Origin of the sequence: Streptomyces sp. TLI_053, from assembly GCF_900105395.1 — a bacterium.
Lineage (GTDB): Bacteria > Actinomycetota > Actinomycetes > Streptomycetales > Streptomycetaceae > Kitasatospora.
In genome coordinates this window covers 1,617,313-1,643,224 of the sequence record NZ_LT629775.1, presented here as the reverse complement: position 1 = coordinate 1,643,224, position 25,912 = coordinate 1,617,313, and the positions used below count along the sequence as shown (strand labels likewise).

Annotated in this window: 21 protein-coding genes and 1 riboswitch; of the genes, 11 read left to right on the top strand and 10 right to left on the bottom strand. The window is 74.1% G+C overall.

Annotated features, from left to right (window positions below):
* Nucleotides 1-198: 198 nt before the first annotated feature.
* Complete coding sequence (locus BLU95_RS06325; RefSeq protein ID WP_093859100.1) at nucleotides 199-2,340, bottom strand: prolyl oligopeptidase family serine peptidase; 2,142 nt, start codon at nucleotides 2,338-2,340, stop codon at nucleotides 199-201.
* A 408-nt stretch (nucleotides 2,341-2,748) separates the two neighbouring features.
* Between BLU95_RS06325 and BLU95_RS06320 the strand changes: the two genes are divergently transcribed.
* Complete coding sequence (locus BLU95_RS06320) at nucleotides 2,749-3,450, top strand: VC0807 family protein (RefSeq protein ID WP_093859099.1); 702 nt, start codon at nucleotides 2,749-2,751, stop codon at nucleotides 3,448-3,450.
* 138 nt (nucleotides 3,451-3,588) lie between these two features.
* Here the strand turns inward: BLU95_RS06320 and BLU95_RS06315 are convergent, their stop codons facing one another.
* On the bottom strand, nucleotides 3,589-4,440 hold the full coding sequence (locus BLU95_RS06315) for a CbtA family protein (protein WP_093864684.1): 852 nt from the start codon (nucleotides 4,438-4,440) through the stop codon (nucleotides 3,589-3,591).
* A gap of 37 nt (nucleotides 4,441-4,477) precedes the next feature.
* Nucleotides 4,478-4,702 (bottom strand): CbtB domain-containing protein, encoded by a 225-nt coding sequence (locus BLU95_RS06310; protein WP_030394041.1) that lies wholly within the window; start codon nucleotides 4,700-4,702, stop codon nucleotides 4,478-4,480.
* Between the two features lie 324 nt (nucleotides 4,703-5,026).
* Here BLU95_RS06310 and BLU95_RS06305 point away from each other — a divergent pair, with 324 nt between their 5' ends.
* Nucleotides 5,027-5,638 (top strand): histidine phosphatase family protein, encoded by a 612-nt coding sequence (locus BLU95_RS06305; protein ID WP_093859098.1) that lies wholly within the window; start codon nucleotides 5,027-5,029, stop codon nucleotides 5,636-5,638.
* A 7-nt stretch (nucleotides 5,639-5,645) separates the two neighbouring features.
* Here the strand turns inward: BLU95_RS06305 and BLU95_RS06300 are convergent, their stop codons facing one another.
* Both BLU95_RS06300 and BLU95_RS06295 read right to left on the bottom strand, forming a co-directional pair.
* The gene (locus BLU95_RS06300) at nucleotides 5,646-6,164 is read right to left on the bottom strand and encodes a GNAT family N-acetyltransferase (RefSeq protein ID WP_093859097.1); all 519 of its coding nucleotides are present in this window, start codon (nucleotides 6,162-6,164) and stop codon (nucleotides 5,646-5,648) included.
* 94 nt (nucleotides 6,165-6,258) lie between these two features.
* Nucleotides 6,259-7,497, bottom strand: coding sequence for a cytochrome P450 family protein (locus BLU95_RS06295; protein ID WP_093859096.1), 1,239 nt, complete (start codon nucleotides 7,495-7,497; stop codon nucleotides 6,259-6,261).
* A 324-nt stretch (nucleotides 7,498-7,821) separates the two neighbouring features.
* Between BLU95_RS06295 and BLU95_RS06290 the strand changes: the two genes are divergently transcribed.
* From BLU95_RS06290 to BLU95_RS06260, 7 genes are all read left to right on the top strand, one after another.
* Nucleotides 7,822-9,240 carry an APC family permease gene (locus tag BLU95_RS06290; RefSeq protein ID WP_093859095.1) on the top strand — a complete coding sequence of 473 codons (1,419 nt, stop codon included), beginning with the start codon at nucleotides 7,822-7,824 and terminating at the stop codon, nucleotides 9,238-9,240.
* Nucleotides 9,241-9,301: 61 nt separating this feature from the next.
* Nucleotides 9,302-10,939 carry an amidohydrolase gene (locus BLU95_RS06285; RefSeq protein WP_093859094.1) on the top strand — a complete coding sequence of 546 codons (1,638 nt, stop codon included), beginning with the start codon at nucleotides 9,302-9,304 and terminating at the stop codon, nucleotides 10,937-10,939.
* 108 nt (nucleotides 10,940-11,047) lie between these two features.
* Nucleotides 11,048-11,238, top strand: a riboswitch (cobalamin riboswitch).
* A gap of 204 nt (nucleotides 11,239-11,442) precedes the next feature.
* Entirely contained in the window at nucleotides 11,443-12,957 is a 1,515-nt protein-coding gene (locus tag BLU95_RS06280) for a CoA-acylating methylmalonate-semialdehyde dehydrogenase (RefSeq protein ID WP_093859093.1), read from the top strand.
* Nucleotides 12,954-14,102 carry an acyl-CoA dehydrogenase family protein gene (locus BLU95_RS06275; RefSeq protein ID WP_093859092.1) on the top strand — a complete coding sequence of 383 codons (1,149 nt, stop codon included), beginning with the start codon at nucleotides 12,954-12,956 and terminating at the stop codon, nucleotides 14,100-14,102. Before BLU95_RS06280 ends, BLU95_RS06275 begins: the two co-directional genes overlap by 4 nt.
* On the top strand, nucleotides 14,102-15,175 hold the full coding sequence (locus BLU95_RS06270) for an enoyl-CoA hydratase/isomerase family protein (RefSeq protein ID WP_093859091.1): 1,074 nt from the start codon (nucleotides 14,102-14,104) through the stop codon (nucleotides 15,173-15,175). Before BLU95_RS06275 ends, BLU95_RS06270 begins: the two co-directional genes overlap by 1 nt.
* The gene (gene mmsB, locus BLU95_RS06265; protein WP_093859090.1) at nucleotides 15,172-16,056 is read left to right on the top strand and encodes a 3-hydroxyisobutyrate dehydrogenase; all 885 of its coding nucleotides are present in this window, start codon (nucleotides 15,172-15,174) and stop codon (nucleotides 16,054-16,056) included. Before BLU95_RS06270 ends, mmsB begins: the two co-directional genes overlap by 4 nt.
* Complete coding sequence (locus BLU95_RS06260) at nucleotides 16,053-16,826, top strand: enoyl-CoA hydratase (protein WP_093859089.1); 774 nt, start codon at nucleotides 16,053-16,055, stop codon at nucleotides 16,824-16,826. Before mmsB ends, BLU95_RS06260 begins: the two co-directional genes overlap by 4 nt.
* Nucleotides 16,827-16,957: 131 nt before the next feature.
* On the opposite strand, the gene BLU95_RS06255 is transcribed toward BLU95_RS06260, so the two are convergent.
* Nucleotides 16,958-17,638: a TetR/AcrR family transcriptional regulator gene (locus BLU95_RS06255; protein WP_093859088.1), complete on the bottom strand. Its 681-nt coding sequence runs from the start codon at nucleotides 17,636-17,638 to the stop codon at nucleotides 16,958-16,960.
* A gap of 93 nt (nucleotides 17,639-17,731) precedes the next feature.
* Here BLU95_RS06255 and BLU95_RS06250 point away from each other — a divergent pair, with 93 nt between their 5' ends.
* Nucleotides 17,732-18,841 carry an FAD-dependent oxidoreductase gene (locus BLU95_RS06250; protein WP_093859087.1) on the top strand — a complete coding sequence of 370 codons (1,110 nt, stop codon included), beginning with the start codon at nucleotides 17,732-17,734 and terminating at the stop codon, nucleotides 18,839-18,841.
* Nucleotides 18,842-18,950: 109 nt separating this feature from the next.
* Here BLU95_RS06250 and cobF read toward each other — a convergent pair whose 3' ends face one another.
* The 4 genes from cobF to aceA all read right to left on the bottom strand — a co-directional run bounded on the left by cobF (nucleotide 18,951) and on the right by aceA (nucleotide 24,022).
* Nucleotides 18,951-19,712, bottom strand: a complete 762-nt coding sequence (gene cobF, locus BLU95_RS06245; RefSeq protein ID WP_093859086.1) for a precorrin-6A synthase (deacetylating) — start codon at nucleotides 19,710-19,712, stop codon at nucleotides 18,951-18,953.
* 272 nt (nucleotides 19,713-19,984) lie between these two features.
* On the bottom strand, nucleotides 19,985-20,851 hold the full coding sequence (locus BLU95_RS06240; RefSeq protein WP_093859085.1) for a 3-hydroxybutyryl-CoA dehydrogenase: 867 nt from the start codon (nucleotides 20,849-20,851) through the stop codon (nucleotides 19,985-19,987).
* 42 nt (nucleotides 20,852-20,893) lie between these two features.
* On the bottom strand, nucleotides 20,894-22,516 hold the full coding sequence (gene aceB, locus BLU95_RS06235) for a malate synthase A (protein ID WP_093859084.1): 1,623 nt from the start codon (nucleotides 22,514-22,516) through the stop codon (nucleotides 20,894-20,896).
* A 210-nt stretch (nucleotides 22,517-22,726) separates the two neighbouring features.
* Complete coding sequence (gene aceA / locus BLU95_RS06230) at nucleotides 22,727-24,022, bottom strand: isocitrate lyase (protein ID WP_093859083.1); 1,296 nt, start codon at nucleotides 24,020-24,022, stop codon at nucleotides 22,727-22,729.
* 441 nt (nucleotides 24,023-24,463) lie between these two features.
* Here aceA and BLU95_RS06225 point away from each other — a divergent pair, with 441 nt between their 5' ends.
* Nucleotides 24,464-25,888 carry a short-chain fatty acyl-CoA regulator family protein gene (locus BLU95_RS06225; RefSeq protein ID WP_093859082.1) on the top strand — a complete coding sequence of 475 codons (1,425 nt, stop codon included), beginning with the start codon at nucleotides 24,464-24,466 and terminating at the stop codon, nucleotides 25,886-25,888.
* Nucleotides 25,889-25,912 lie beyond the last annotated feature (24 nt).

Here is a 25,912-nt window from a genome sequence, read left to right as displayed (position 1 = left end):
GGGTGCGGCGGGGCGTCGTTTCGAAGGAAGCCCCGCCGCATTTTCAGGCTCAGCCCTTGGCGGTGCTGGCGGCGCTGCTGTAGCGCTTGGTGGACTTCTTGATCATTGGAATCACCTCCCCCCTCCGATCGGACTCCATGCTATTCACCGCGCAACTTCCCGGACAAGATGTAAGAACACCTTTTCGCGGGGGGATCTTCAGGTTCCGGCGGAACGGACGGAAAGTCCCAGGTATTCGGCCTGGAAAGCCAGGACATCGGCGAAATAGGCGAGCCGTCCGGTGCGGGCACGGGCGCCGTGCCCGACCCCGGCCTCCTGGCGGAGCAGCACCGGGCGGGTGGAGGAGGTGGCCCGCTGGAGCGCGGCGCACATCTTCCGGGAGTGCAGCGGGTCGACCCTGGCGTCGTCCTCGAACGCGGTCAGCAGCACGGCCGGGTAGGCGGTGCCCGCCGTCACGTGGTGGTACGGCGAGTAGCCGAGCAGCCAGCCGAGCTCCTCCGGGTCCTCCCGGGTGCCGAACTCGTCGGTCCAGTAGGGGCCGTAGCCGCTCAGCTCGTAGCGGGCCAGGTCGAGCGGGGCCGCGGTGGCCGCCACCGCGGCGAACAGCCCGGGGCACTGGGTCGCCGCCGCACCGACCAGGAGGCCGCCGGCGCTCTGGCCGAACGCGCCGAGCCCCTCGGGCGGACACAGGCCCCGGTCGTGCAGCGCGCGGGCGACGGCGAGGAAGTCGTCGATGCCGTTCTGCTTGTGCTCGCGCATCCCGGCGCGGTGCCAGCCCTCGCCGTGCTCGCCGCCGCCGCGCACCCGGGCCACCGCGAACTGGCCTCCCCGGGCGGCCCAGGCGAGCGCCGCGGCGTAGTAGTCGGCGACCAGGGGTTCGCCGAAGGCGCCGTAGCCCTGGAGGACGGTCGGCAGTGGGCCGGTGGGGCGGTCGGCGGGCCGGGTGAGCAGCACCGTCACCTCGGTGCCGTCCGCGGAGGCGCAGCGCAGTTCGGAGACCAGGACGGCGGGGACGTCCGGGGTGCCCGGTGCCCGCCACACCTCGGTCGTGCCGCGGAGGGCGTCGTAGTGGTGCACGGTCTCAGGGGTGGTGGGGTCCGAGTAGCCGAACCACGCCTCGTGACCTCCCTGGCGGAAGGTCAGATCGGTGAGGACGCCGGTGCCGGGCAGGGGGAGCGCGCCGAGCGGTTCGCCGGTGCGGAGGTCGTGCCGGGTGATCCGGCCGTGTCCGCCGGCCGAGCGGAGCACCAGCAGCAGCGGGACCGGCAGTGCGGGGTCGTCGAGGACGGCGAAGGACTCCAGGACCTCGTGCTCGTGCTCGGGGACGAGGGTGCGCGGCCGTTCCGGCGCGGCCGGGTCCAGGACCAGGATCCGGCCCCGGTCGGCGTCGAGGTCGGTGAGCACGTAGAGCAGGCCGTCGGCGGCCGGCCAGGGGGAGCTCCAGCCGCCGTCCAGGGCGGTCAGCGGGCGCCAGTCGGGCTTCTCCGGGGTGCCGAGGGCCAGGTCGGCGACCCGGACGCGGTTGCCGCTGGAGAGTCCGTCGGCGGTGGCGGCCACCAGCAGGCGGCCGTCCGGGCCGAGCAGGACGTCCAGTTCGGAGCCCGGGCCGTCGGCCGTGTCGGTGTCGGTGCCGAGGTCGTGGCCGGTGTCGAGGCCGTGGCCGGGTCCGTCGGCGGGCGACGCCGCGCCGGGGACTTCGGTGTCGTCGGCCGGGTGCACGCCGATCCGGTGCAGGTACAGCCGGGCGCCGCCGGTGCCGCCGCGTACGTGGTAGAAGGCCTCCGGCCCGCCCGACCAGGCGACTTCGCCGTACGGGCAGCCGGTGATCGGCTCGTCCACGGTCCGGCCGGTGGCCACGTCCAGCACCCGCAGGGTGTACTCCTCGTCGCCGCCCTCGGCGGTCTGCACGGCGACCAGCGCCCCGGTCGGGTCCGGTGTCCAACCGCCCAGCACGGTACCGCCGGTGGGGTCGTGGCGGTGCGGGTCGAACAGGATCCTGCGGGCGCCCGAGGGGTCGGTGACCGCCAGCGCGGGGTGCTCGTCCGCGGGCCCGCGGACCGTGAAGAAGGCCAGACCGCCCGCGGGTCGGGGCGAGGTCAGGTGTTCGAACGCGGTCAGCCGGGTCATCGCGGCCCGGAAGGCGTCCACCGCCGGCCAGTCGTCGCGCAGCCGGTCGAACAGCCGCCGCTGGGCGGCCGACCACTCCCGGGTCGCGGGGGCGTCGGCGTCCTCCAGGGCGCGGTACGGGTCCGGGACGTCGCGCCCGCCCAGTCGGTCCACGGTGTCGCCCGGTGCGCAGGGCGGGTACTCCGGCCGTCCGGCCGGGTCGATCGGCAGCATGGCCCCCTCCAGCCGGCGTGCGGACGGAACGGAGATCGCCACTCGGGGGCGACCTGCGGGACGGCCGCCGTCGAGAGCGCCGACATCCTAGCGACGGTTTCCGCGTACTCGTCAATGGCTCTGCGGGGAAAGGCATTTCGGTCGAAGGGCGGGCCGGGACGGGCTCCGTCGGGAGGTGCACACGCACCAAGGGTGCCGGCCTGCGGTCTTCGGCGGGCGGGCGGCGGGGCCCGGGCAGCCGGGTGCCGGATGAGAATTCGCGGCGAACGCGTGTCCGTGCTCCCGCTGTTGCCGGGGCCGGTGACAGGTCGTCGACGACCTGTCGGACGGGGTGCCGCGCGCCGTGGCGGGCCTGCCGGGGATCCGCTAGAGTCCCTCCGCCCATCGTCAAGATCATCGGGGGAAACCTTGCCGTCCGAGGCAACGAAGCAGCGCGGCGGTGCGAACGCACTCGGCTGGGCGCTCACCATCGGCCTGAACGTCGTCGCGCCGATCATCACCTACGGCCGGCTCGCCGACCACGGTTACGGTGAGTTCACCGCGCTGGTGATGGCGGCCGTCTGGCCCGCCGTCGACCTGGGGATCCACCTGGCGTGGAAGCGGCGGGTGGACGAGTTCGCGGCGGTGTCGCTGCTGTTCCTGGGGCTGACCGTCGCGGTCGCCCTGGCCGGGCCGGCCGACGCGCACTTCCTGCTGGTCAAGGACTCGGTGATCACGGGCCTGTTCGGAGTGATCTGCCTGGCCAGTCTGGCGGCGCCCCGGCCGCTGATGTTCTACTTCGGCCGCAAGTTCGCCACCGACGGCTCGGCCGGATCGCTGGAGCGCTGGGAGGGGCTCTGGGTGCTGCCCGGTTTCCGCCGGGTCCAGCGGAACCTGACCGTCGGCTGGGGCGTGGTCTACCTGCTGGAGGCCGGGGTGCGGGTCGGGCTCTCGTACGCCCTCGACACCGAGGCGATGCAAGCGCTGAACACGGTGCTGTCGTTGGCGGTGACCGCGCTGCTGATCACCTGGACGATCGCCTACGCCAAGCGGGCCCGGGCCCGGGGCGCAGCCGCCGGGGCGGAGCCGGAGCCGGAGGCGACGGTGCGGGCCGGGACGGCGACGGTCTGACCCGGCGGCCGGCGGCCCCGCCGCACCACGACTCGACCCCGCCGCGGCACCGCTCGACCCCGCCGGCGCGCCTTCGGCGGGGTCGAGTCGTGGTGCTGAGTGCTGCTGAGTGCTGCTGAGCGGTCCGGTGAGGGCCGGTCAGACCGCCGGGGCGGCGACCGGGGCACGCTCGGCGGCCGGTGCCGCCGGGGCGAGGGCCCGGTCGGCCAGGGTGCCGAAGAGCAGGGCGAACCCCGTCCACAGCACCACCTGGAGGCCGATCGAGGCGAGCCGGAAGTCCCACAGCAGCGCGGCCGGGAAGCCCTCCGGGATCGCGTCGTCGTTGGGCGGCAGGACGAAGGCCAGCACGGCCATCACCACGGCGTAGCCGAGGCCGGCCGCGACGGTGGCGTTCCAGGTGCCCAGGCGCGGGGCCAGGCGCTTGCCGAGGATCACCGCGGCGACGCCGATCAGCACGCTGAGCGCGATCATCAGGAAGAACAGCGCGGTGCGCTTCCCGATGGTGTCCGGATTGCCGACCGCCGGCGGGTTCGCCGGGTACTTGAGGAACGGCACGAAGTAGACGGTGACGAAGGCCGCGCCCGCGACCAGCGCGGCGGTGGCCCGGGGGCCGAAGCGGCCGACCCGGCCGAGGGCGAAGCAGAACGCCAGCGCGGCGATCCCGCCGACCGCGACGCCGTACACCAGCACGCCGGTGGCGAGACCGGCGGTGGACTGGAGGTCCCGGCTGACCAGTTCCTCCTCCTCGTCCCCGCCGTCGGCGGCCGCGTGCTCGTGCGCGGCCGCGTCCTCGGTGCCGCCGGCCGCGGCCGCGGAGCCGCCGCCGTGGTCGTGGTGCCCGGCCGGGGCCGAGTGGGCCTGCTCCTGTGCGATGGAGTCCGAGACGGGGCCCTCGCCGACGGTGTAGGCGAAGACGAAGGCCACCAGCCCGGCTATCAGACCGGCCAGCAGGCCGCGCAGCAGGAGTCTGCCGACGGTGCCGGACGGCATGGTTGCGGAGTTGTTCATCGGTGCGTGTTCTCCGGAATCAGTGGCAGGGGAAGCCGAGCAGGTGCCGACCGTCGTGCACCCATTCGTGCACCGTCGCACCGGAGAAGACCGAGGTGGCGCCCTGCTCGGCGCCGACGAAGTAGAGCAGGACCAGCATCAGGGTGCCGAGGAACAGCGCCCACGGCAGGATCGCGCGGATTGGCAGCGACGCGGGGGCGGAGCCGGCCGAGGGCAGGCTGGGGGACAAGACGGACTGGGCCATGGCAGGACCTCCTGGGGGAAACACGCGTCCCGTTCGGTGGAGCTCGGACGACGGCCATCGGGTCTGACTTGCCGGGCCCCGCCGTTGCGTGAGGTGGCCTGGTCCGGCATACAGTGGCGCGACCGTGCCGGATTCGCACCGGACTTCCGTCTCGCCGTCGTCTTCGGTTGTCGGGGGAGACCGTAGCGCCCGGTGCCCTCGGCGCCAAGGGCGCCCGTGGAATCGTTGTCGTGGCGCGACCTGCGGATTCACGCGCCGGGCGGGCCCGGAGCAGGGCGCTCCGGGAGCCCCCAAGGGTGACAGGTGTACGAAGGGGGAAAACGCATGACGGTACGGGTGATCTTCGTCTCCCCGGCGATCGGACCCGAACTGCGGCAAGCACGGTTCGCCGACGAAGCCTCCGCGTACGGGGGCGGTGCGGCGGACGGCGGCCCGGCGGACGACGGCGGCGTGCTGGACGAGGCCGGGGTGCGCGCGGCCCGCGCCCTCCGGCCGGACCTCCCGGCGGCCTCCCAGCGCTTCGCCTCGCCCTCCGCCCGCTGCCGCCGCACGGCCGAGGAGCTCGGCCTCGCCGACGCGTCCGTCGAGCCCGCGCTGAGCGGCTGCGCGACCGGGCGCTGGCGCGGGCGGACCCTCGACGAGGTGGCCGCCGAGGAGCCGGAGGCGGTGATGGCCTGGCTCGCCGACCCGGCCGCCGCCCCGCACGGCGGCGAGTCGGTCCGGCAGCTGTGCGCCCGGGTCGCCGGGTGGCTGGACGGCACGGCGGCCGGGCTCACCGGCCGGGTCCTGGTGGTGGCCGAGCCGGACGTCGTCCGGGCCGCGGCCGTGCACGCGCTCGGCGTGCCGGACCAGGTCTTCCGGCGCCTGGACGTGCCTCCGCTGGCGGTGGTCGAGCTGACCGGCCGCGCGGGCCGCTGGAACCTCCGGCTCGGCTGAGCGCCCGCTACAGCTCGAGGCGCCAGTCGTTGCAGCGGATCGGGTGGCCCGGCGGGTACTCGAAGTCCCGCGGCCCGAGGAGTTCGAAGCCGGCCCCCCGGCAGACCGCGTTCGACGCCGGATGGTCCACCGAGGGGAAGGCGTGCAGGTGGCGGCGCAGGCCCGCGGCCCGGGCCCGCTCCGCCACCGCGCGGGCCGCGGCGGTGGCCACGCCCCGGCCCTGGAAGGCCGGCAGGACGGCCCAGCCCGTCTCGTACACCCGCTCGCCGGCCCACTCGCGGTCCCAGAAGCCGATGCTCCCGGCCGTCTCCCCGGTCGGGGGCAGCACGATCCGGAACATCCGCCCCGCGCCGGTGCGGTCGGCGCTCAGCGCGACGTACCGGCGGTGGCGGCGGGCGAGCGCCTCCTCGGACTCGGGGCCGCCGAGGTGGGTCGTCAGCTCCGGCGCGTTGAGGGCGCGCAGCAGCCCGGCGTCGCCCTCGGACCAGGGCTCCAGGCGTACGGCGGGGGCGCGGTCGTCGTCCATGGCCGTACCGTAGCGGCCGCCTCCGACAGTCGGCGGCGGCCGGCGTCCGTGGCGGGCACCCGGCCGGGCGCCCGCCACGGACGCCGGTGCTCGGTCAGGCGGCGGGGGAGAGGCGGACCGGGAGGCTCTGCAGGGCGTTCACGACGAAGGACTCCTGGTGCCGCAGTTCCGCCGCCGGCACCGCGAGCCCGACCTCGGGGAACGTGCCGAACAGCGCGGTCAGCGCCTCCTCGGCCTCCAGCACCGCGAGCGCGGCGCCCAGGCAGTAGTGGCGTCCGAAGCCGAACGCCAGGTGCGTCCGGTCGGGCCGGGTGAGGTCGAAGACGTCGGGCCGGTCGGGGTGCAGTTCCGGGTCGCGCCCGCCCGCCCCGTAGGCGATCAGGACCGGTTCGCCGGTGCGGATCAGCACGCCCTCGCCGAGATCGATGTCCTCGGCGGCGAAGTGCAGCGGCAGGTGCATCACCGGCGCTTCGAGGCGCAGCGCCTCCTCGATGGCGTCCCGCCAGGTCGCCGAGCCGTCCCGGACCAGCGCCAGCTGCTCGGGGTGGGTGAGCAGCAGGGCCGCGGTGTGGTCGATCAGGTTGACGGTGGTCTCGGAGCCGGCGCCGATCATCAGGATCAGGGTGGACACCAGCTCCTGTTCGCTCAGCCGGGTGCCGGCGGCGTCCCGGGTCGCGATCAGCTCGCTGGTCATGTCGTCGCCGGGTGTCTCCCGTTTGGTGGCCACCAGGTGCGCCATCGCCGCGAACAGGTCGTCGAGTACGGCCTTGGCCCGTTCGGGGGCGGCCCCGGTCTCCAGGACGCCGTCGACCACCCGCCGCACCTCGGGGCGCTGCTCCTCGGGGACACCGAAGAGGTCGCAGATCAGGGTGGTCGGCAGCGGGTAGGAGAGCCGGGCGTGCAGGTCGACCGCCTCGCCGGGCGCGGTGGCGCGCAGTTCGTCCAGCAGCGCGGCGACGATCGCGCGCACCCGGGGCCGCAGGGCCTCCACCCGGCGGGGGCCGAAGGCGGGCGCGGTCAGGGTGCGCAGTCGGTGGTGGTCCTCGCCGTCGCTGGTGAACATGCTCTCCACCGCGACCCAGCTGGCCAGCGGCCAGTCCGGGCCGACCCGGCCGTCGATCCACTCGGGCCAGTGCCGGCGGGCGTTCTTGGCGAGCCGGTTCCCGGCGAGGAGCCGGCGGGCGACCTCGGCGCGGGTCACCGACCAGGCGAGGACCTCGCCGGGGAGTTCGACCCGGACCGCCGGGCCGTGGGTGCGCAGGTGTGCGGCTTCGGCGTGCAGGTCGGCGGCGTGGGGGTCGAGGACGTGGGTGAACGGGCAACGGGGTTCCACGGGCCCTCCTCGGTCGGGGAGCGGCGGGCCGGTCGACCGGCCGGTTGTGACCGTACGGCGGGGGCGGCGACCGGGGGAAGGGCGCCCGTCGGTGTTCCGGATGCCCCGGCGGCGCGCCCGCGCACGGTGCGGAGCGTCCGGTGGACCCGGTCCCGCACCCCGTCCTTATGACAACAGCATTGACGTGTCGCGGGGCCGCCGGTTTCATGGCTCGCACTTCACCCCCACCCCACCCCCCACCAGCAAGGCGGTGATCCCTTGGCATCGACGGCGAAGGCCACGGGCAGCGGTCCGAGAACGGACCGCAACGCCCCCCAGGACTCCATGCCCCGCTCCCTCGGCCTGATCGACGGGGCGGCGATCGCCGCCTCCAGTACCGCCGCGACCAGCAGCATCGGCATCGGCCTCGGCCTGATGGCCGGCGTCGTCGGCCTCCACCTGCCCGCGATCATGCTGCTCGCCTTCCTCCCCGTGCTGGCCATCGCCGGCGGCTACGGACGACTCAACCGCTCGGAGCCCGACGCCGGCAGCAGCTACCGCTGGGTCGGGCGCACCCTCAACCCCTGGCTCGGCTTCCTCACCGGCTGGGTCAACACCGTCGGCACCGTCGTCTTCATGGCCTACACCACCACCGTCACCGGCTCCTCCATCGTCCAGCTGCTCGACGAGGCACACCTGCGCAGCGTCGCCGGACTGCGGCTGGACGCCGACTCCACCGTGCAGTGCACCCTGATCGGCCTCGCCGTCCTGGTCGCCGCCGCACTGGTCGCGGTGCGCGGTCTCGGCCTGGCCGCGCGGCTGCAGAAGGCGCTGCTGGTGTTCGAGTACGCCGTCCTGCTCGGCTTCTGCGGCTACGGGCTGTTCGCCGGCGACCAGCCGTTCTCCCTCGACTGGTTCAACCCGCTGACGATCCCCTCCTTCGACGCCCTCGCCCAGGGCATGGTCCTCGCCGTGTTCTGCTACTGGGGCTTCGAGTCGGTGTTCAGCGTCGGCGAGGAGGTCCACGACCCCCGTGACGCCTCCCGCGCCGGCACCCTCGCCCTGGTCGTCATGCTGCTGATGTTCCTGCTCGCCGGCACCGCCTTCCAGCGCGTCCTGCCACTGGACGAACTCGCGGACAACGGCGCCCACGGCCTCACCTACTTCGGCGCCCGCCTCGCCGACCAGCCGCTGGCGGCACTCCCGCTGATCGCGCTGATGTTCTCCGCCGTCGCCTCCCTGCAGTCCTCGGTGATCCCCACCGCCCGCGGGCTGTTCGCGATGGGCCGCGACGGCGTGCTCGGCCCCGTCTGGACCAGGCTGCACCCCAAGCACCGCACACCCGCCCTCGGCACCCTGCTGATCACCGGGGTCGCGGTCGCGCTCGCGCTGTGCTCGATCGTCATCCCGACCGTCAACGACCTGATCTCCGCCGCCGTCAACGCGATCGGCATCATCGTCGCCCTCTACTACGCCCTCACCGCCGTCGCCGCCGCCGTCCGCTTCCGCCACCTGCTGCGCACCGACCTGCCGGAAGGGCTGCGCGCGGTGGTCGGCCCGCTGCTCGGCGCGGCCGTCCTGCTGGTGGTCGGCGGCTACCTCACCTGGACCTTCTACGACTCCACCGACCACTTCGAACTCGCCGCCGACAACGGCTGGTTCGAACTCACCGTCGTGGTACTCATGATCGTCACCGGACTCCCCGCCGCCGCCTGGGCCCGCTGGCGCCGCCGCTCGCCCTACTTCCTCGGCGACACCCGCTGACCCGTACCGGCGGGCCACGCCACCCGAACCACCCGCACCACCCGAGAACGGAGCACCACCCATGACCAAGGCCGATCTGGTCTTCACCCGCGGCCCCGTGCACACCGGCGACGCCGCCCGTACCCGGGCGACCGGACTGGCCGTCACCGGCGACCGGATCACCGCCGTCGGCCACGACGAGGTCCGGGACCTGATCGGTCCGGACACCGAGGTGGTCGACCTCACCGGCAAGCTGTTGCTGCCGGGTTTCCAGGACGCGCACATCCACGCCGTCTTCGGCGGCACCGAGCTGGCCGTCTGCGACCTCACCGGCACCGTCGGCGTGGCCGACTACCTGGAGCGGATCCGCGGCTACGCCGACACCCACCCCGACCAGGAGTGGATCACCGGCAGCGGCTGGTCGATGGAGAGCTTCGAGGGCGGCCTGCCGACCCGGCAGCTGCTCGACTCCGTCGTCCCGGACCGCCCGGTCTACCTCACCAACCGCGACCACCACGGCGCCTGGGCCAACACCCGGGCGCTGGAACTCGCCGGCGTCGACCGCGACACCCCCGACCCGGCGGACGGCCGGATCGAGCGCGAGGCCGACGGCACCCCGAGCGGAGTGCTCCAGGAGGGCGCCACCGGCCTGGTGGCCCGGCTGGTCCCGCCGATCACCGCCGCCGACCGGCTCGACGGACTGCTGCGGGCCCAGCGGCTGCTGCACTCGCTCGGCATCACCGGCTGGCAGGACGCGCTGCTCGGCGAGTTCAACGGCCAGCCGGACCCGTCCGACGCCTACCTCGCGGCCGCGCGCTCCGGCGCACTGACCGCCCGGGTGAACGGCGCGCTCTGGTGGGAGCGCGAGCGGGGCGCCGAGCAGATCGCCGGACTGGTCGAGCGCCGCGCCGCCGCCGCGCACGGCAGGTTCCGGGCCGGCTCGGTGAAGATCATGCAGGACGGCATCGCGGAGAACTTCACCGCCGCGATGACCAGCCCCTACCTGGACGGCTGCGGCTGCGCCACCGCCAACTCCGGCCTCAGCTTCGTCGACCCCACCGCCCTGCGCGAGTACGTCACCGCCCTCGACGCGCTGGACTTCCAGGTGCACTTCCACGCCCTCGGCGACCGGGCCGTGCGCGAGGCGCTGGACGCGGTCGAGGCGGCCCGCGCCGCCAACGGCCGGCGCGCCACCCGCCACCACCTCGCCCACCTCCAGGTGGTCCACCCGGACGACCTGCCCCGGTTCGCCCGGCTCGGGGCCGTCGCCAACATCCAGCCGCTGTGGGCGGCGCACGAGCCGCAGATGGACGAACTGACCATCCCCTTCCTCGGCCCGGAGCGCGCCTCCTGGCAGTACCCGTTCGGCTCGCTGCTCCGGGCCGGGGCGACCCTGGCGGCGGGCAGCGACTGGCCGGTGAGCAGCCCGGACCCGCTCGCCGGTCTGCACGTCGCGGTCAACCGGAGGGAGCCGGAGGCGGAGGACGACCGGGTGTTCCTGCCCGAGCAGCGGCTGGACCTGGCCTCCGCGATCGCCGCCTACACGGCCGGCACCGCCCATGTGAACGGGCACGACGACGCCGGGGTGCTCGCGCCCGGCATGCTGGCCGACCTGGTCGTCCTGGACCGCGACATCCTCACCGGTCCGCCCGAGGAGATCGCGTCGGCCCGGGTGCTGCGCACCTACGTCGGGGGCGAGCCGGTTCACGTCACCGACTGATCACGCGTCAACTGCCGTTCGGGCCCCGGGGGTGCTTCCCCCGGGGCCCGTCGCGTTCCGGCGGCGGGGGTTCCGACGCGCCCGGCCGGAAAGGGGCTCTGGACTTACTAGGACGTCCAACTATATGGTCGGAACAGGTCCGCGGTGTCAGGGAAGCCGGTGTGAGTCCGGCACGGTCCCGCCACTGTGACCGGGGAGTTCGTCCTCGCAGGAGTTCGGCCACTGGCAGCCAGCCGGGAAGGCCCGGGGGCGCGCGTCGATCCGGGAGTCAGGATACCGGCCGCGGATGGTCCGTGTTTTCCACGAGGATGGAGACGACACGCATGAATCCGGGCTGCTTCCGCTCCACCGCCCCCGGCTGTGCCGTGCCGACGAGCCCCGGGGCGCACCCGCGCTGACGGTTCGTCCGCCGACGCCGTCATGCGCCGCGCGCACCACCGTGCGCCCGCGCACCGGCGCGGCCTCCACTCCTCCTCTCCCCATCCTGTCGAGAGAAGGAACCGATGGTCCCTGACCTGATCGTCCCCGAACTGACCCATTTCGTCGGCGGAAAGCGCACCGCCGGGACGTCCGGCCGCTTCGGCGACGTCCACGACCCCAACACCGGGCGCGTCCAGGCCCGGGTGCCGCTGGCGAGCCGCGCCGAGGTCGAGGCCGTGATCGCCGACGCGGCGCAGGCCCAGCCCGCGTGGGCGGCCTGGAACCCGCAGCGCCGGGCCCGGGTGCTGCTGCGCTTCCTCCAGCTCGTCGAGCAGGAGCGGGACGCGCTCGCCCGGCTGCTCTCCGCCGAGCACGGCAAGACCGTCGCCGACGCCCACGGCGACCTGCAGCGCGGCCTCGAGGTGGTCGAGTTCGCGGCCGGCATCCCGCACCTGCTCAAGGGCGAGTTCACCGACAACGCCGGCACCGGCATCGACGTCTACTCGATGCGCCAGCCGCTCGGCGTGGTCGCCGGCATCACCCCCTTCAACTTCCCGGCGATGATCCCGCTCTGGAAGGCCGCGCCCGCGCTGGCCTGCGGCAACGCCTTCGTGCTCAAGCCCTCCGAGCGCGACCCCTCGGTGCCGCTGCGGCTCGCCGAGCTGTTCCTCGAGGCCGGACTGCCGCCCGGCGTGCTGAACGTGGTGAACGGCGACAAGGAGGCCGTGGACACCCTGCTGGAGGACCCCCGGGTGCAGGCGGTCGGCTTCGTCGGCTCCACCCCGATCGCCCAGTACGTCTACGCCACCGCGGCCGCCCACGGAAAGCGCGCCCAGTGCTTCGGCGGCGCCAAGAACCACATGATCGTGATGCCCGACGCCGACCTCGACCAGGCGGCGGACGCGCTGGTCGGCGCCGGCTACGGCTCGGCGGGCGAGCGCTGCATGGCGATCTCGGTGGCCGTCCCGGTCGGCGAGGAGACCGCCGACGCGCTGGTGGCCAAACTGGTCGAGCGGATCGCCGCGCTGAAGGTCGGCCGCTCGGACGACCCGGCGGCGGACTTCGGCCCGCTGGTCGGCCGGGACGCGCTGGAGCGGGTCCGCGGCTACCTGGACCTCGGGGTCGAGGAGGGCGCCGAACTCGTCGTCGACGGGCGCGACTTCCGGCTGGAGGGCCACGAGGAGGGCTTCTTCCTCGGCCCCTCGCTGTTCGACCGGGTGACGCCGGAGATGCGGATCCACCGGGAGGAGATCTTCGGGCCGGTGCTCAGCGTGGTCCGCGCCGCCGACTACGAGGAGGCCCTGCGCCTGCCCAGCGAGCACGAGTTCGGCAACGGCGTGGCCATCTTCACCCGCGACGGGGACACCGCCCGCGACTTCACCCGCCGGGTGAACACCGGCATGGTCGGCGTCAACGTGCCGATCCCGGTGCCGATCGCCTACCACACCTTCGGCGGCTGGAAGCGCTCCGGCTTCGGCGACCTCAACCAGCACGGGCCGGACTCGATCCGCTTCTACACCCGCACCCGCACGGTGACCTCGCGCTGGCCCTCCGGGGTCAAGGAGGGCGCCAGCTTCACCATGCCGACGATGGGATGAGCGCCGTGCACGATCTCACCGACGACCAGCGTGCGATCGCGGAGACCACCAGGGCCTTCGCCGACGAGCACCTCGCCCCGAACGCGGTGGAGTGGGACCTCGCCAAGCACTTCCCGGTCGACGTGCTGCGCAAGGCCGGCGAGCTCGGCCTGGCCGGCGTCTACGTCCGGGAGGAGTCCGGCGGTTCCGGCCTCACCCGCCGGGACGGCGCGGTGGCCTTCGAGGCCCTCGCCACCGGCTGCCCGTCCATCGCGGCCTACCTCTCCATCCACAACATGGTCGCCTGGATGGTCGACCGCCACGGCGACGACGCCCAGCGCGCCCGCTGGCTGCCCCGGCTCTGCACCGCCGAGCACCTGGGCGGCTACTGCCTGACCGAACCCGGCGCCGGATCCGACGCCGCCGCCCTCGCCACCCGGGCCGTCCGCGACGGCGACCACTGGGTGCTCGACGGCGTCAAGCAGTTCATCTCCGGCGCCGGCAGTGCCCAGGTCTACCTGGTCATGGCGCGCACCGGCGGCCCCGGGGCGAAGGGCGTCTCGGCCTTCCTGGTCGACCGGGACGACCCGGGCGTGTCCTTCGGCGCCAACGAGCGCAAGATGGGCTGGAACGCCCAGCCGACCCGGCAGGTGCTCCTGGACGGGGTGCGGCTGCCCGCCGACCGACTGCTCGGCGGCGAGGGCGAGGGCTTCCGGATCGCCATGCGCGGTCTGGACGGCGGCCGCCTCGGCATCGCCGCCTGCTCGCTCGGTGGCGCCCAGAGCGCGCTCGAGCGCACCGTCTCCTACCTCGCCGAACGCGAGGCCTTCGGCGCCCGGCTGCTGCACGCCCAGGCACTGCAGTTCCGGCTCGCCGACATGGCCACCGAACTGGAGGCCGCCCGGGCCCTGTTGTGGCGGGCCGCCGACGCCCTGGACCGGGGCGACGCCCGGGCCCCGCAGCTGTGCGCGATGGCCAAGCGGCACGCCACCGACACCGGCTTCGAGGTGGCCAACCAGGCGCTCCAACTGCACGGCGGCTACGGCTACCTGGCCGAGTACGGCATCGAGAAGATCGTCCGCGACCTGCGGGTGCACCAGATCCTGGAAGGGACCAACGAGATCATGCGCGTCATCGTGGCCCGCGGCCTGACCGGGGCCGCGTGATGGGCGACGGCACCACCGATGAGGTCCTGGTCCAGCGCGAGGGCCGCACCGGCCTGATCGTCCTCAACCGCCCGAAGGCCCTCAACGCCCTTACCCACACCATGGTGCGCCGGATCACCGCGGTCCTCGACGACTGGGAGCGGGACCCGCGGGTCGCGACCGTCGTCGTCACCGGGGCCGGCGACCGGGCCTTCTGCGCGGGCGGCGACATCGTCGCCATCCACCGCGCCGCGACCGGCGGCGATCCGCGCGAGGTCGAGGAGTTCTGGCGCGACGAGTACCGCCTCAACGCCAGGATCGCCCGCTACCCCAAGCCCTACGTCGCGGTGATGGACGGCATCGTGATGGGCGGCGGGGTCGGGGTCTCCGCCCACGGCAGCGTCCGGATCGTGACCGAGCGCACCAGGATCGCCATGCCCGAGGCGGGCATCGGTTTCGTGCCCGACGTCGGCGGCACCTATCTGCTCGCCCTGGCGCCCGGCGAGCTGGGCACCCACCTCGCCCTCACCGCCGGCTCGGCCGGCGCGGCGGACGCGCTGCTCTGCGGCCTCGCCGACCACTTCGTGCCGGCCGGGCGGCTGCCCGCCCTGCTCGACGACCTGGCCGAGTCGACCGTGCACGACGCCCTCGCCCGGCACGTCGGGCAACCGCCGGCCGGCCGGCTGGAGCGGCAGCGGGAGTGGATCGACACCTGCTACGCGGCCGACAGCGTCGAGGAGATCCTCGAACGGCTCGCCGCGAGCGGCGAACCGGAGGCGAAGGAGGCGGCCGACCGGATCACCGCCAACGCGCCGACGGCCGTCAAGGCGACGCTGGCCGCGCTCCGCCGGGCCCGGGAGCTGGGCCCCCTGGAGGCGGTGCTCGACCAGGAGTACCGGAGCTCCTGCGCGGCCCTGGCCACCCCGGACCTCGCCGAGGGCATCCGGGCCCAGGTGATCGACAAGGACCGCGCACCGCACTGGAGTCCGGCCACGCTGGACGCCGTCGACCCCGCCGCCGTGGCCCGCTGGTTCGCCCCGCTGGGCGAGCGGGAACTCGGCCTCGCCGACCTCACCCCCCTGGAGCGCTGGTGACCCACCGGATCGGATTCGTCGGACTCGGAAACATGGGCGGCCCGATGGCCGCGAACCTGGTCAGGGCCGGTCACACCGTCACCGGCCACGACCTGGTGCCGGAGGCCCGGGAGCGGGCGGCCGGCCAGGGCGTACGGATCGCCGCCTCGGCCGCCGACGCGGTCGCGGACGCCGAGCTGGTGCTCACCATGCTGCCGACCGGACGCCATGTGCTGGAGGTCTACCGGGAGTTGACCGCCGCGGCGACGGACGCGCTGTTCGTCGACTGCTCCACGATCGCGGTCGGGGACGCCCGGACCGCCCGGGACCTCGCCCGCTCGTCCGGCCACCGGGCCCTGGACGCCCCGGTCTCCGGCGGGGTCCCGGGCGCCGAGGCGGCGAGCCTGACCTTCATGGTCGGCGGCGCGGCGGAGGACTTCGCCGCCGCCGAACCGGTGCTGGCGGCGATGGGCCGCAAGGTGGTGCACTGCGGCGACTCCGGCACCGGGCAGGCCGCGAAGATCTGCAACAACATGATCCTCGGTGTGTCGATGATCGCGGTCGCCGAGGCCTTCGTCCTCGGCGAGAGCCTCGGTCTGAGCCACCAGGCCCTGTTCGACGTCGCCTCCACGGCCTCCGGCCAGTGCTGGGCGCTCACCAGCAACTGTCCCGTCCCCGGCCCCGTCCCGGCCAGCCCCGCCAACCGGGGCTACCCGGCGGGCTTCGCGGCCGCCCTGATGGCCAAGGACCTGGGCCTGGCCGCCGACGCCGCCGACGCCTCCGAGGTGCCCGCCGAACTCGGCCGTCGCGCAGCCGAGTTGTTCACCGCTTTCGCCCAGGGCGACGGCGCCGGGCGGGACTTCTCGGCCATCATCACCACCCTTCGGGAGGACGCCGTATGAGCTACGAGACGATCCGGGTCGAGCGCCACGACCGGGTGGGCCTGATCACCCTGGACCGGCCGAAGGCCCTGAACGCCCTCAACACCCGGCTGATGAACGAAGTCGTCGAGGCGGCACGGGAGTTCGACCGGGACCGGACGGTGGGCGCGGTGGTCGTCACCGGCTCCGACCGGGCCTTCGCCGCCGGGGCCGACATCAAGGAGATGCAGTCCCTGGAGTTCGTCGACGCCTACCTCGGCGACTGGTTCGCCGCCTGGGACGGTTTCGGCGCCCTGCGCAAGCCCGTCGTCGCCGCCGTGGCCGGCTACGCGCTCGGCGGGGGCTGCGAGCTGGCGATGCTGTGCGACGTGCTGATCGCCGCCGACACCGCGAAGTTCGGCCAGCCGGAGATCAAGCTCGGCGTGATCCCGGGCATCGGCGGCTCGCAGCGGCTGACCAGGGCGATCGGCAAGGCCAAGGCGATGGAACTGTGCCTGACCGGCCGCACGATGGACGCCGAGGAGGCCGAGCGGGCCGGTCTGGTCTCCCGGATCGTCCCCGCCGACCGGCTGCTCGACGAGGCCCTCGCCACCGCCGCGGCGATCGCCGCGATGTCCGCCCCGGCCGCGATCATGATGAAGGAGTCGGTCAACCGGGCCTTCGAGACCACCCTCGCCGAGGGTGTCCGCTTCGAACGCCGGCTCTTCCACGCCACCTTCGCCACCGCCGACCAGAAAGAGGGCATGACCGCCTTCGCCGAGAAGCGCCCCGCGGAGTTCGGGCACCGCTGACACGCTGACACCGCTGGCAGCACTGACACTGCCGACACTGCTGACACCGCGGCGCCGGTGCCCGGGGCCCTCTTCGCCGAAGGGGTCCGGGCACCGGCGCGCTCCGCCCCGCGCCCCCGCCGGGCGTCACGTCATCGGGAGATGTGCGCCTCGATGCCGTCGAGCACGAAGTCGAGGCCCGTCCGGAAGGTGCGGTCGGCGTCGAGGTGGGCGGCGTCGCGCACCACCGTGGCCAGGGCGGGGAACCGGCCGGTGGCGAACGCGCGTTCCAGGTACGGCCCGAGCGAGCGCTGCCACTGCTTCTCGTCCATTCCGGTGGCCCGCTCGGCCCGCCGCTCGGCGATCTCCCGGCGCACCGCGCCGATCACGTACGCCTTGACCGCGGCGACCACCGGCATGACGGCGTCCACGTGGATGTCACCCAGCGCGGCCACCAGGGTCTCCCCGCCGGCCAGCGCCTCCGGTCCGAGCTGGGGCCGGCCGCCCAGCAGATCGGCGAGCCATTCGTGCTCGTGGACGGCGCTCCGGGTGGCTTCGGCATGGGACCGGAGCACCTCCCGCCAGTGGTCGCCGACCGGCCGGATCCCGGCGTGCACGGCGTCCACCATCAGGTCGAGCAGCTCCTCCTTGCTCGCGATGTAGCCGTACAGCCGCATCGGACGGACGTCCAGCTCGGTCGCGACCTTGCGCAGCGACACCGCGTCCAGGCCGTCCGCGTCGGCGAGACGGATCGCCGTTCGCACGATCCGGTCCCGGCTCAGCGGGGCCGGAACGGGTCGATCCGGCGGCTCCGGCCTTTCCCACACCAACATGACGCTCACCATACAACGCATCGGGCGATACAGTGTATCGACCAGTACGGTGTATCGAGGTGCGCCGGGGGTGTACCGAAGGGGGAGGCACATATGACCATCGCCATCGTCGGAGCGGGTCTCGGCGGACTGACACTCGCCCGGGTGCTGCACATGAACGGCCTGGAGTGCGTCGTCCACGAACGCGAGTCCTCGCGCCACGCGCGCGGCCAGGGCGGCATGCTCGACATCCACTCAGGTCAGCGCGCCCTGCGCGAGGCGGGTCTGCTCGACCGGTTCTTCGCGATCGCCCGCGGCGAGGGCCAGGACATGCGGCTGCTCGAGCCGGACGGCACTCTGCTGCTCCAGGAGGACACGCCCGACGACGCCCCGCTCGCACGGCCCGAGGTCGACCGCGCCGACCTGCGCGGCCTGCTGCTGGACTCCCTGCCCGAGGGCGTGGTGCGCTGGGGGCACGCGTACGAGTCCGCCGACGGCGGCCGGCTGCGCTTCGCCGACGGCAGCAGCGCGACGTACGAGCTGCTGGTCGGCGCGGACGGCGCGAACTCCCGGGTCCGCGCGCTGCTCACCGACGCCCGCCCGGAGCACACCGGCCACAACGTGGTCGAGGTCGGCATCCCCGACATCGACCGCACCCACCCCGGCCTCGCGGCGATGGTCGGGCGCGGCACCTACTGGGTGCTCGGCGACGGACTGTCCCTGGCGGCGCAGCGCAACGGCGACGGCCGGGTCCGGATCGGCCTCGGCTTCCACGACACCGCCGCGGACTGGTTCGCCGGCAGCGGGATCCCGTTCGACGACCCGGCGGCCGCCCGCGCGCGGCTGATCGACCTGCTCCCGGGCTGGGACCCGCGCTTCACCGCGTTGATCGCGGCCTGCGACGACACGATCGTGCCGAGGTCGATCACCACGCTCCCGGTCGGCCTGACCTGGCCGTCGAAGCCGGACGTCACACTGGTCGGCGATGCCGCGCACCTGATGCCGCCGGTGGGACAGGGCGCCAACATGGCGCTGCTCGACGGCGCCCTGCTCGGCCTCGCGCTCGCCGCGCACCCGGACGACTTCCCGGCCGCCGTGGCGGAGTACGAACGCGAGATGTTCGAACGCTCCGCCGCTGCCGCCCGGATGTCCACGGAGATCCAGGCGATGCTCCGGGCGCCGGACGCCGCCCGGAAGATGCTCGCGTTCTTCCGGCCCGACTGACGGTGGCCGGGTGCGGCCGGACGGGCCCCGGTCACCCCGGTCCGGTCCCGTCCGGTCCGGTGCGCCCCGCCGAGGCCGTCGCGGGCAGTGGCGGGGCGGCGGAACGCGGTCAGTCCTCCGTGCGGCGGAGCAGATAGGTGTCCATGATCCACCCCTTGCGCTCACGGGCCTCCGCGCGCAGCCGGGCGATCTCCGGCGCCGCCTCGCCGAGCGGACCGGAGACCAGGATCTCGTCCTCGCCGCCCAGGTAGGCGCCGTAGTGGATGTGCACGCCCTCGGGGTCGATCCGGCCGAAGGCGGCCTGGCCGTCGAGCATCACCACCGTGTCCTCGGCGCCCGGCGGGAAGCCCTCGGCGGCCAGTCGGCGCGCGGTGGTGATCCGCACCGGGCGGCCGACCCGGGTCAGGGTGGTGCGGTGCTGGGCCGCGAGCACCGAGACGCTGCTGATGCCCGGCACCACCTCGTAGCCGAACGCGCCGGGGTCGGCCGCCAGCACCTCGTCCAGTACAGCGGTCACACTGTCGTACAGGCTGGGGTCGCCCCACACCAGGAGTGCGCCGGTACCGTCCGGCCCCAGCTCCTCGGCGATGAGCCGGCCGACCAGTTCGGCCCGGCGGCGGCGCCAGTCCTGGACGGCCTCGGTGTAGGCCGGTGTGGTCCGGTCGCGCTCGGCGTCCGGCACCTCGACCACCCGGTGGCCGGGGAGGGCGTGCTCCTCGATCATCCGCCGGCGCAGCCGCATGAGGTCCTGGCGCTGCTCGTTCTTGTCGAGGAGGAGGAAGACGTCGGTGCGGGCGATGGCCTTGACCGCCTGCAGGGTGAGGTGGTCCGGGTCGCCCGCACCGATGCCGATGACGTAGATGTGCCGCATGCCCACGATTCTGCCCGGTCGGGCGAAGACGGGCCCGACCGGGCCCGCCTCCGCCCGACCGTGACACCTTCGGCCGCGGCGGGCGGCGCCGCGGCCGGGGGGCGGAACGGTCTTCGGCATGCCTGCGCTCTTCGTCGGCAGGAGGCGCGGTTTGCACCCGGACTCCGGCGGCGGGCACCGCGCTGAGCGGGCAGCCGGTGACGGTCGGGGCCGTCAAGTTCGGCGAGGTCTGTCCGTAGCGCGGGCGCCGGCCCGTCGGGGGCGAGGAGTCGTCAGCCCGCCCGGTGGGTGTGGAAGCCCCGGCCGGTCTTGCGGCCGAGCAGGCCCGCTTCGACCATGCGGGTGAGCAGGGGCGGGGGTGCGTACAGAGGCTCCTTGTACTCGTCGTACATGGACCCGGCGATGGCCTGGACGGTGTCGAGGCCGATCAGGTCGGCGAGTTGGAGCAGGCCCATCGGGTGGGCACAGCCGTGGACCATGCCGGCGTCGATGTCCTCGGCACTGGCGTGCCCGGCCTCGGCCATCCGGATCGCGGACAGCAGGTAGGGGATCAGCAGGCCGTTGACGACGAAGCCGGCGCGGTCGCGGGAGCGGATGACGTGCTTGCCGAGCACCTGCTCGGCGAAGGTGTGCACCCGGTCGAGGACGGTCGGGTCGGTGTGCAGGGAGGAGACGAGCTCGACCAGCGGCATCACCGGGGCGGGGTTGAAGAAGTGCAGGCCGAGGACTTGGGACGCCCGGCCGGTGGCGATGCCGAGACGGGTGACCGGGATGGCGGAGGTGTTGGTGGCGAGGACGGCGTCGTCGGCGGCGAGCACCTTGTCCAGGGCGCCGAGCACCTCGGTCTTGACGCGCTCGTCCTCGACCACGGCCTCGACCACGAGCTGGCGGTCCGCGAGGGCCTCGAGGTCGTCGGCGAACAGCAGGTGCGCCCAGGTGTCGGTGCGCTGCTGCTCGCCGAGGCGGCCGCGGTCGACGGCGCGGTGCAGGGAGCGGTCGATGCGGGTACGGGCGGCGCGCAGGGCGGCCGAGCCGCGTTCGCAGACGACGGTGTCCAGGCCGGCCCGGGCGAAGACCTCGGCGATGCCGGCGCCCATCTGGCCGGCGCCGACGACGGCGACCCGTCGGATGTCGTTCATGGCGTCCTACCTTTCAAGGGTGGTGCCTTTCCGGGAGCGGCGTCAGGCGGCCGTGGCAGCGGTGGCGGTGGTGCGGACGAGGTGGCGTGCGTACGCCTCGGTGGTGAGGAAGGCGGGCAGCTCGGCGCCGAGGGCGGTGTCGACGAGGATCCGGGTCGCGTCGTCCAGCAGTTCCGGGTCGGTGCCCTCGGCGAGCAGGGCGGCGCGCTCCCGGTCGATCAGCCGTCGCACGAGGTCCGGGGTGGCGAGCGAGCCGCCGGTGAGCCGGGTGCAGTGGTGCTGCCACTGCCAGAGCTGGCAGCGGGCGATCTCGGCCGTGGCGACGTCCTCCATCAGGCCGAACACGGCGACCGCGCCGGTGCCGCCCAGCCAGGCGGTGAGGTAGCGCAGGGCGACCGCGACATTGGCGCGCAGCCCCTGCTCGGTGGGCAGGCCGACGGAGAGCCGGTGGACGCCGAGCAGGTCCGCGGCGGTGACCTCGACGTCCTCGCGGGAGCGGTCGAGCTGGTGCGGCCGGTCGCCGAGGACGGCGTCGAAGGCGGTGCGGCAGGTGCCGACCAGTCCCGGGTGCGCCACCCAGGAGCCGTCGAAGCCGTCCCCGGCCTCGCGCTCCTTGTCGGCGCGGACCCGGGTGAGGGCCGCTTCGTTGGCGGCGGGGTCGCGCTGCGGGATCGCCGCCGCCATGCCGCCGATGGCGTGGGCGCCGCGCCGGTGGCAGGTGCGCACCAGCAGGTCGGTGTAGGCGCGCATGAACGGCTGGGTCATGGTGAGGGAGGAGCGGTCCGGGAGGACGAACCTCGGCCCGTGCTGGGCGAAGTTCTTGATCAGGCTGAACAGGTAGTCCCAACGGCCGGCGTTGAGGCCGGCGGCGTGCTCGCGCAGCTCGTGGAGGATCTCGTCCATCTCGAACGCGGCGGTGATGGTCTCGATCAGGACGGTGGCGCGGATCGTGCCGTGCGGGATGCCCAACTCGGCCTGGGCGACGGTGAAGACGTCGTTCCACAGCCGCGCCTCGAGGTGGTTCTCCAGCTTGGGCAGGTAGAAATAGGGGCCGGAACCGGCCTCGATCTGCGGCCGTCCGCAGTGGAACAGGTAGAGGCCGAAGTCGACCAGGGCGCCGATCGCGGGGCTGCCGTCGATCAGCAGATGGTGCTCGTCGAGGTGCCAGCCGCGGGGGCGGACCACGATGGTGGCCGGGTCGTTCCCGACGAAGTACCGCTTGCCCTCGGGCGTGGTGTCGTCGATCCGGCGCTCGATCGCGTCGATCAGGTTGAGCTGGCCGGTGACGAGGTTGTGCCAGGTGGGGGAGGTGGCGTCCTCGAAGTCGGCGAGCCACACCCTGGCACCGGAGTTGAGCGCGTTGACGGCCATCCGGCGCTCCGGGGGGCCGGTGATCTCCACCCGGCGGTCGTGCAGGCCCGGCCCGGCCCCGGCCACCCGCCAGCTGTCGTCCTCCCGGACGGCGCGGGTCTCCGGCAGGAAGTCCAGGGTGCCGCCGGCGGCGAGGGCGTCGGCCCGGCGGCGCCGCTCGGCGAGCAGTGCGGTGCGGCGGGCCGCGAACGGGAGGTGCAGGCGGGCGACGAACTCGAGGGCCTCGGGTGTGAGGACCTCCTCGAAACGGTCCTCGGGGGCGCCGAGGACCTCGATACGGGTGGGCAGGCTCATCCGGTTCTCCTGGGGGCGGTCGGGGGGCCGCCCGGGGCCCCGTCCCTCAACGGGGGCTCCGGGCGGCGCGGCGGAAGGCGGCTCGTCCCCGACGAGGCCGCCGGGAGGGCTCGGTGGAACGGGACCGGCGGGGCGGTCCGGGGGCGGTCCGGTCCGGCGGGGCGGGCCGACGGAACGGGGCCGGTGGAACGGTGGGGTAACCGTCCGGCCTCAGTGGAACTGCTCGGCCTCGGTGGAGCCGGTGAGCGCCAGCGTCTCCGCGTTCGGGTTGAGCGCCGTGCTCACCTGGTCGAAGTAGCCGGTACCGACCTCGCGCTGGTGCTTGACGGCGGTGTAGCCGTCCGGCACGGCCGCGAACTCGGCCTCCTGGAGGTCGACGTAGGCGGTCATGCCGTGCTCGGCGTAGCCGCGCGCCAGCTGGAACATCGAGTGGTTGAGCGCGTGGAAGCCGGCCAGGGTGATGAACTGGAACCGGTAGCCCATCGCGCCCAGCTCCCGCTGGAACTTGGCGATCCGGTCGTCGTCCAGGGCGGCCTTCCAGTTGAAGGAGGGCGAGCAGTTGTAGGCGAGCATCTTGTCCGGGTGCTCGGCCTTGATCGCCTCGGCGAACTCCCGGGCCTGGGCGAGGTCCGGGGTGCCGGTCTCCACCCAGATCAGGTCCGCGTACGGGGCGAAGGCCAGGCCCCGGGAGATCACCGGGGCCATGCCCGGCTCGACCCGGTAGAAGCCCTCGGCGGTGCGCTCGCCGGTGCAGAAGCGGGCGTCGCGCTCGTCCACGTCGGTGGTGAGCAGGTTGGCCGCGAGCGCGTCGGTGCGGGCGACGATCAGGGTCGGCACGTCGGCGATGTCGGCCGCGAGCCGGGCGGAGTTGAGGGTGCGGATGTGCTGCGCGGTCGGGACCAGCACCTTGCCGCCCAGGTGGCCGCACTTCTTCTCGGAGGCCAGCTGGTCCTCGTAGTGGATGCCGGCCGCACCGGCCGCGATCATGCCCTTGGTCAGCTCGAAGGCGTTCAGCGGCCCGCCGAAGCCCGCCTCCGCGTCGGCGACGATCGGCACCAGCCAGTCCGGGCCGCCGTCGGTGCCCTCGACGGCGTCGATCTGGTCGGCGCGCAGCAGCGCGTTGTTGATCCGGCGCACCACCTGCGGCACCGAGTCGGCGGGGTAGAGGCTCTGGTCGGGGTAGGTCTGCCCGGCCTGGTTGGCGTCGGCCGCGACCTGCCAGCCGGACAGGTAGATCGCCCGCAGCCCGGCCTTCACCATCTGGACGGCCTGGCCGCCGGTGAGCGCGCCGAGGGCGTGGACGTAGTCCTGCTCGTGCAGCTGCTGCCACAGCCGCTCGGCGCCGCGCCGGGCGAGGGTGTGCTCCTCGCGGACCGAGCCGGCCAGGCGGACCACGTCCGCCGCCGTGTAGCTGCGCTCGATGCCCGCCCAGCGCGGGTCGGACGCCCACCGGGCGGCCAGTTCCGCCGCGCGCCGCTCCTGCTGCTGCCGTACCGACTCGGTCATGGTGATCCGCTCCCGGGCTCGTTGCCGTGTGCTGTCAGAGGTGTGCTGTGAAACGTGTGCTGTGAAGTGATGTGCTGCGAAGGATGTGATGCCCGCCACCAGGAGGGCGGGTGCGGCCGGGGTACCGGGCGGGCGGTACTGCACCGCGGGACGTGGATCCGCCGGGGACGGCCACCAACACCCGGCTCGTGGCCGGTGGTTGGTGCCGTCCGGGTTCGGGACCCGGCCGCAGAACGACTCTGGCAGGCCGGCGGGGGTGCCGTCACCGCTGGACCGGTGCCAAGTTCTGCGAAGCCGGAACGGCGAATCGGCGAAGTCTGCGAAGACCGGGGCGGGCCCGAACGGGATAGGGTCCGTGCTCGGCCCCGCCGGTGGTGCCCCACGGGCGGGGCCGGGACGGACCCCAGGGCGGGCGCCCGTCGACCAGGGAGGCCGGGACACATGGGCAGAACCTTCGCCGGGGCGCGGCTGCGCCGGCTGCGCGAGGAGCGCGGCCTCAGCCAGGCCGCACTCGCCCGGCTCCTCGACCTCTCGCCCAGCTACCTCAACCAGTTGGAGCACGACGCCCGCCCGCTGACCGTCCCGGTCCTGCTGCGGCTCACCGAGGCGTTCGGCGTGGAGGCCGGCTACTTCGCCCCGCCCGACACCGCCCGGCTCACCGCCGAACTGCGCGACTCCCTGGGCGAGGAGGTCGCCGCCGGGCGGATCACCGCCGGTGACCTCGCCGAGCTGGCGCAGCGCCTGCCCGCCGTGGCCGCCCTGCTGCTCGACGTGGACCGCCGCCGCCGCAGCGCCGCCGAGCAGCTCTCCCTGCTGGCCGAGGACCGCGGCCCGGCCGCTGGCCTCACCGAGGCCCGCACTCCGCACGAGCAGGTCCGCGAGTTCTTCTACCGGCGGGCCAACTACGTCGACGAACTCGACCGGGCGGCGGAGGAGCTGGCGACGCGCATCGGGATCCGCCGGGGCCGGGTGCGGACCGCGCTGACCGACCGGCTGGCCGAGGCGCACTCCGTCCGGGTGAGCACCGGGGCGGGCGGGAAGGACGACCGGCTGCACCACTTCGACCCGGTCGGCCGCACCCTCCACCTCTCGCCCCGGCTGCGGCCCGGCCAGCAGGCGTTCCGGCTCGCCACCCAGCTCGGCTACCTCGAGCACGACGCGCTGCTCACCGAACTCGCCGCGCAGGACGGCCCCGAGGGCACCCCGGCGCACGCGCTCACCCGGATCGGGCTGGCGAACTACTTCGCCGCCGCGCTGGTGCTGCCCTACCGGGTGTTCCACGACGAGGCGGAGACGTCCCGCTACGACCTGGAGCACCTGGCCGACCACTTCTCGGTCGGCCACGAGACGGTGTGCCACCGGCTCAGCACCCTGCAGCGGCCCGGTCTGCGCGGGGTGCCGTTCTCCTTCGTCCGGGTCGACCGGGCGGGCAACGTCTCCAAGCGGCAGTCCGCCACGGACTTCCACTTCTCCCGCACCGGCGGCACCTGCCCGCTGTGGAACGTCTACGAGACCTTCGCCGCCCCGGGCCGGGTGCACGTCCAGGTGGCCGCGATGCCGGACGGCCGCCGCTATCTGTGGACCGCCCGCGCCGTCACCCGGTCGCCGGGCGGTTGGGGTCGCCCCGGCAAGACCTTCGCCCTGGGGCTGGGCTGCGAACTGCGGCACGCCGCGCGGCTGGTGTACTCGGCCGGTCTCGATCTGACCGACGAGGCCGCGGCCACGCCGATCGGCCTCGGCTGCAAGGTCTGCGAACGGACGGCCTGCCCGCAGCGCTCGGCCCCGCCGATCGGCCGCCCGCTCGCCGTGGACGAGCACAGCAGCACCTTCGCGCCCTACCCGACCGGCGCCGGCGACACCGGCTGAGCGACGCCCCCGTCCGTCCGGCCG

Bases quoted from the DNA above. Each gene is read 5' to 3' on its own strand.
- BLU95_RS06325 (WP_093859100.1), bottom strand. From the start codon at position 2,340: ATGCTGCCGATCGACCCGGCCGGACGGCCGGAGTACCCGCCCTGCGCA.
- BLU95_RS06315 (WP_093864684.1), bottom strand. From the start codon at position 4,440: ATGCCGTCCGGCACCGTCGGCAGACTCCTGCTGCGCGGCCTGCTGGCC.
- BLU95_RS06310 (WP_030394041.1), bottom strand. From the start codon at position 4,702: ATGGCCCAGTCCGTCTTGTCCCCCAGCCTGCCCTCGGCCGGCTCCGCC.
- BLU95_RS06305 (WP_093859098.1), top strand. From the start codon at position 5,027: ATGACGGTACGGGTGATCTTCGTCTCCCCGGCGATCGGACCCGAACTG.
- BLU95_RS06300 (WP_093859097.1), bottom strand. From the start codon at position 6,164: ATGGACGACGACCGCGCCCCCGCCGTACGCCTGGAGCCCTGGTCCGAG.
- BLU95_RS06290 (WP_093859095.1), top strand. From the start codon at position 7,822: ATGCCCCGCTCCCTCGGCCTGATCGACGGGGCGGCGATCGCCGCCTCC.
- BLU95_RS06285 (WP_093859094.1), top strand. From the start codon at position 9,302: ATGACCAAGGCCGATCTGGTCTTCACCCGCGGCCCCGTGCACACCGGC.
- BLU95_RS06280 (WP_093859093.1), top strand. From the start codon at position 11,443: ATGGTCCCTGACCTGATCGTCCCCGAACTGACCCATTTCGTCGGCGGA.
- BLU95_RS06275 (WP_093859092.1), top strand. From the start codon at position 12,954: ATGAGCGCCGTGCACGATCTCACCGACGACCAGCGTGCGATCGCGGAG.
- BLU95_RS06270 (WP_093859091.1), top strand. From the start codon at position 14,102: ATGGGCGACGGCACCACCGATGAGGTCCTGGTCCAGCGCGAGGGCCGC.
- BLU95_RS06260 (WP_093859089.1), top strand. From the start codon at position 16,053: ATGAGCTACGAGACGATCCGGGTCGAGCGCCACGACCGGGTGGGCCTG.
- BLU95_RS06255 (WP_093859088.1), bottom strand. From the start codon at position 17,638: ATGTTGGTGTGGGAAAGGCCGGAGCCGCCGGATCGACCCGTTCCGGCC.
- BLU95_RS06250 (WP_093859087.1), top strand. From the start codon at position 17,732: ATGACCATCGCCATCGTCGGAGCGGGTCTCGGCGGACTGACACTCGCC.
- cobF (WP_093859086.1), bottom strand. From the start codon at position 19,712: ATGCGGCACATCTACGTCATCGGCATCGGTGCGGGCGACCCGGACCAC.
- BLU95_RS06240 (WP_093859085.1), bottom strand. From the start codon at position 20,851: ATGAACGACATCCGACGGGTCGCCGTCGTCGGCGCCGGCCAGATGGGC.
- aceB (WP_093859084.1), bottom strand. From the start codon at position 22,516: ATGAGCCTGCCCACCCGTATCGAGGTCCTCGGCGCCCCCGAGGACCGT.
- aceA (WP_093859083.1), bottom strand. From the start codon at position 24,022: ATGACCGAGTCGGTACGGCAGCAGCAGGAGCGGCGCGCGGCGGAACTG.
- BLU95_RS06225 (WP_093859082.1), top strand. From the start codon at position 24,464: ATGGGCAGAACCTTCGCCGGGGCGCGGCTGCGCCGGCTGCGCGAGGAG.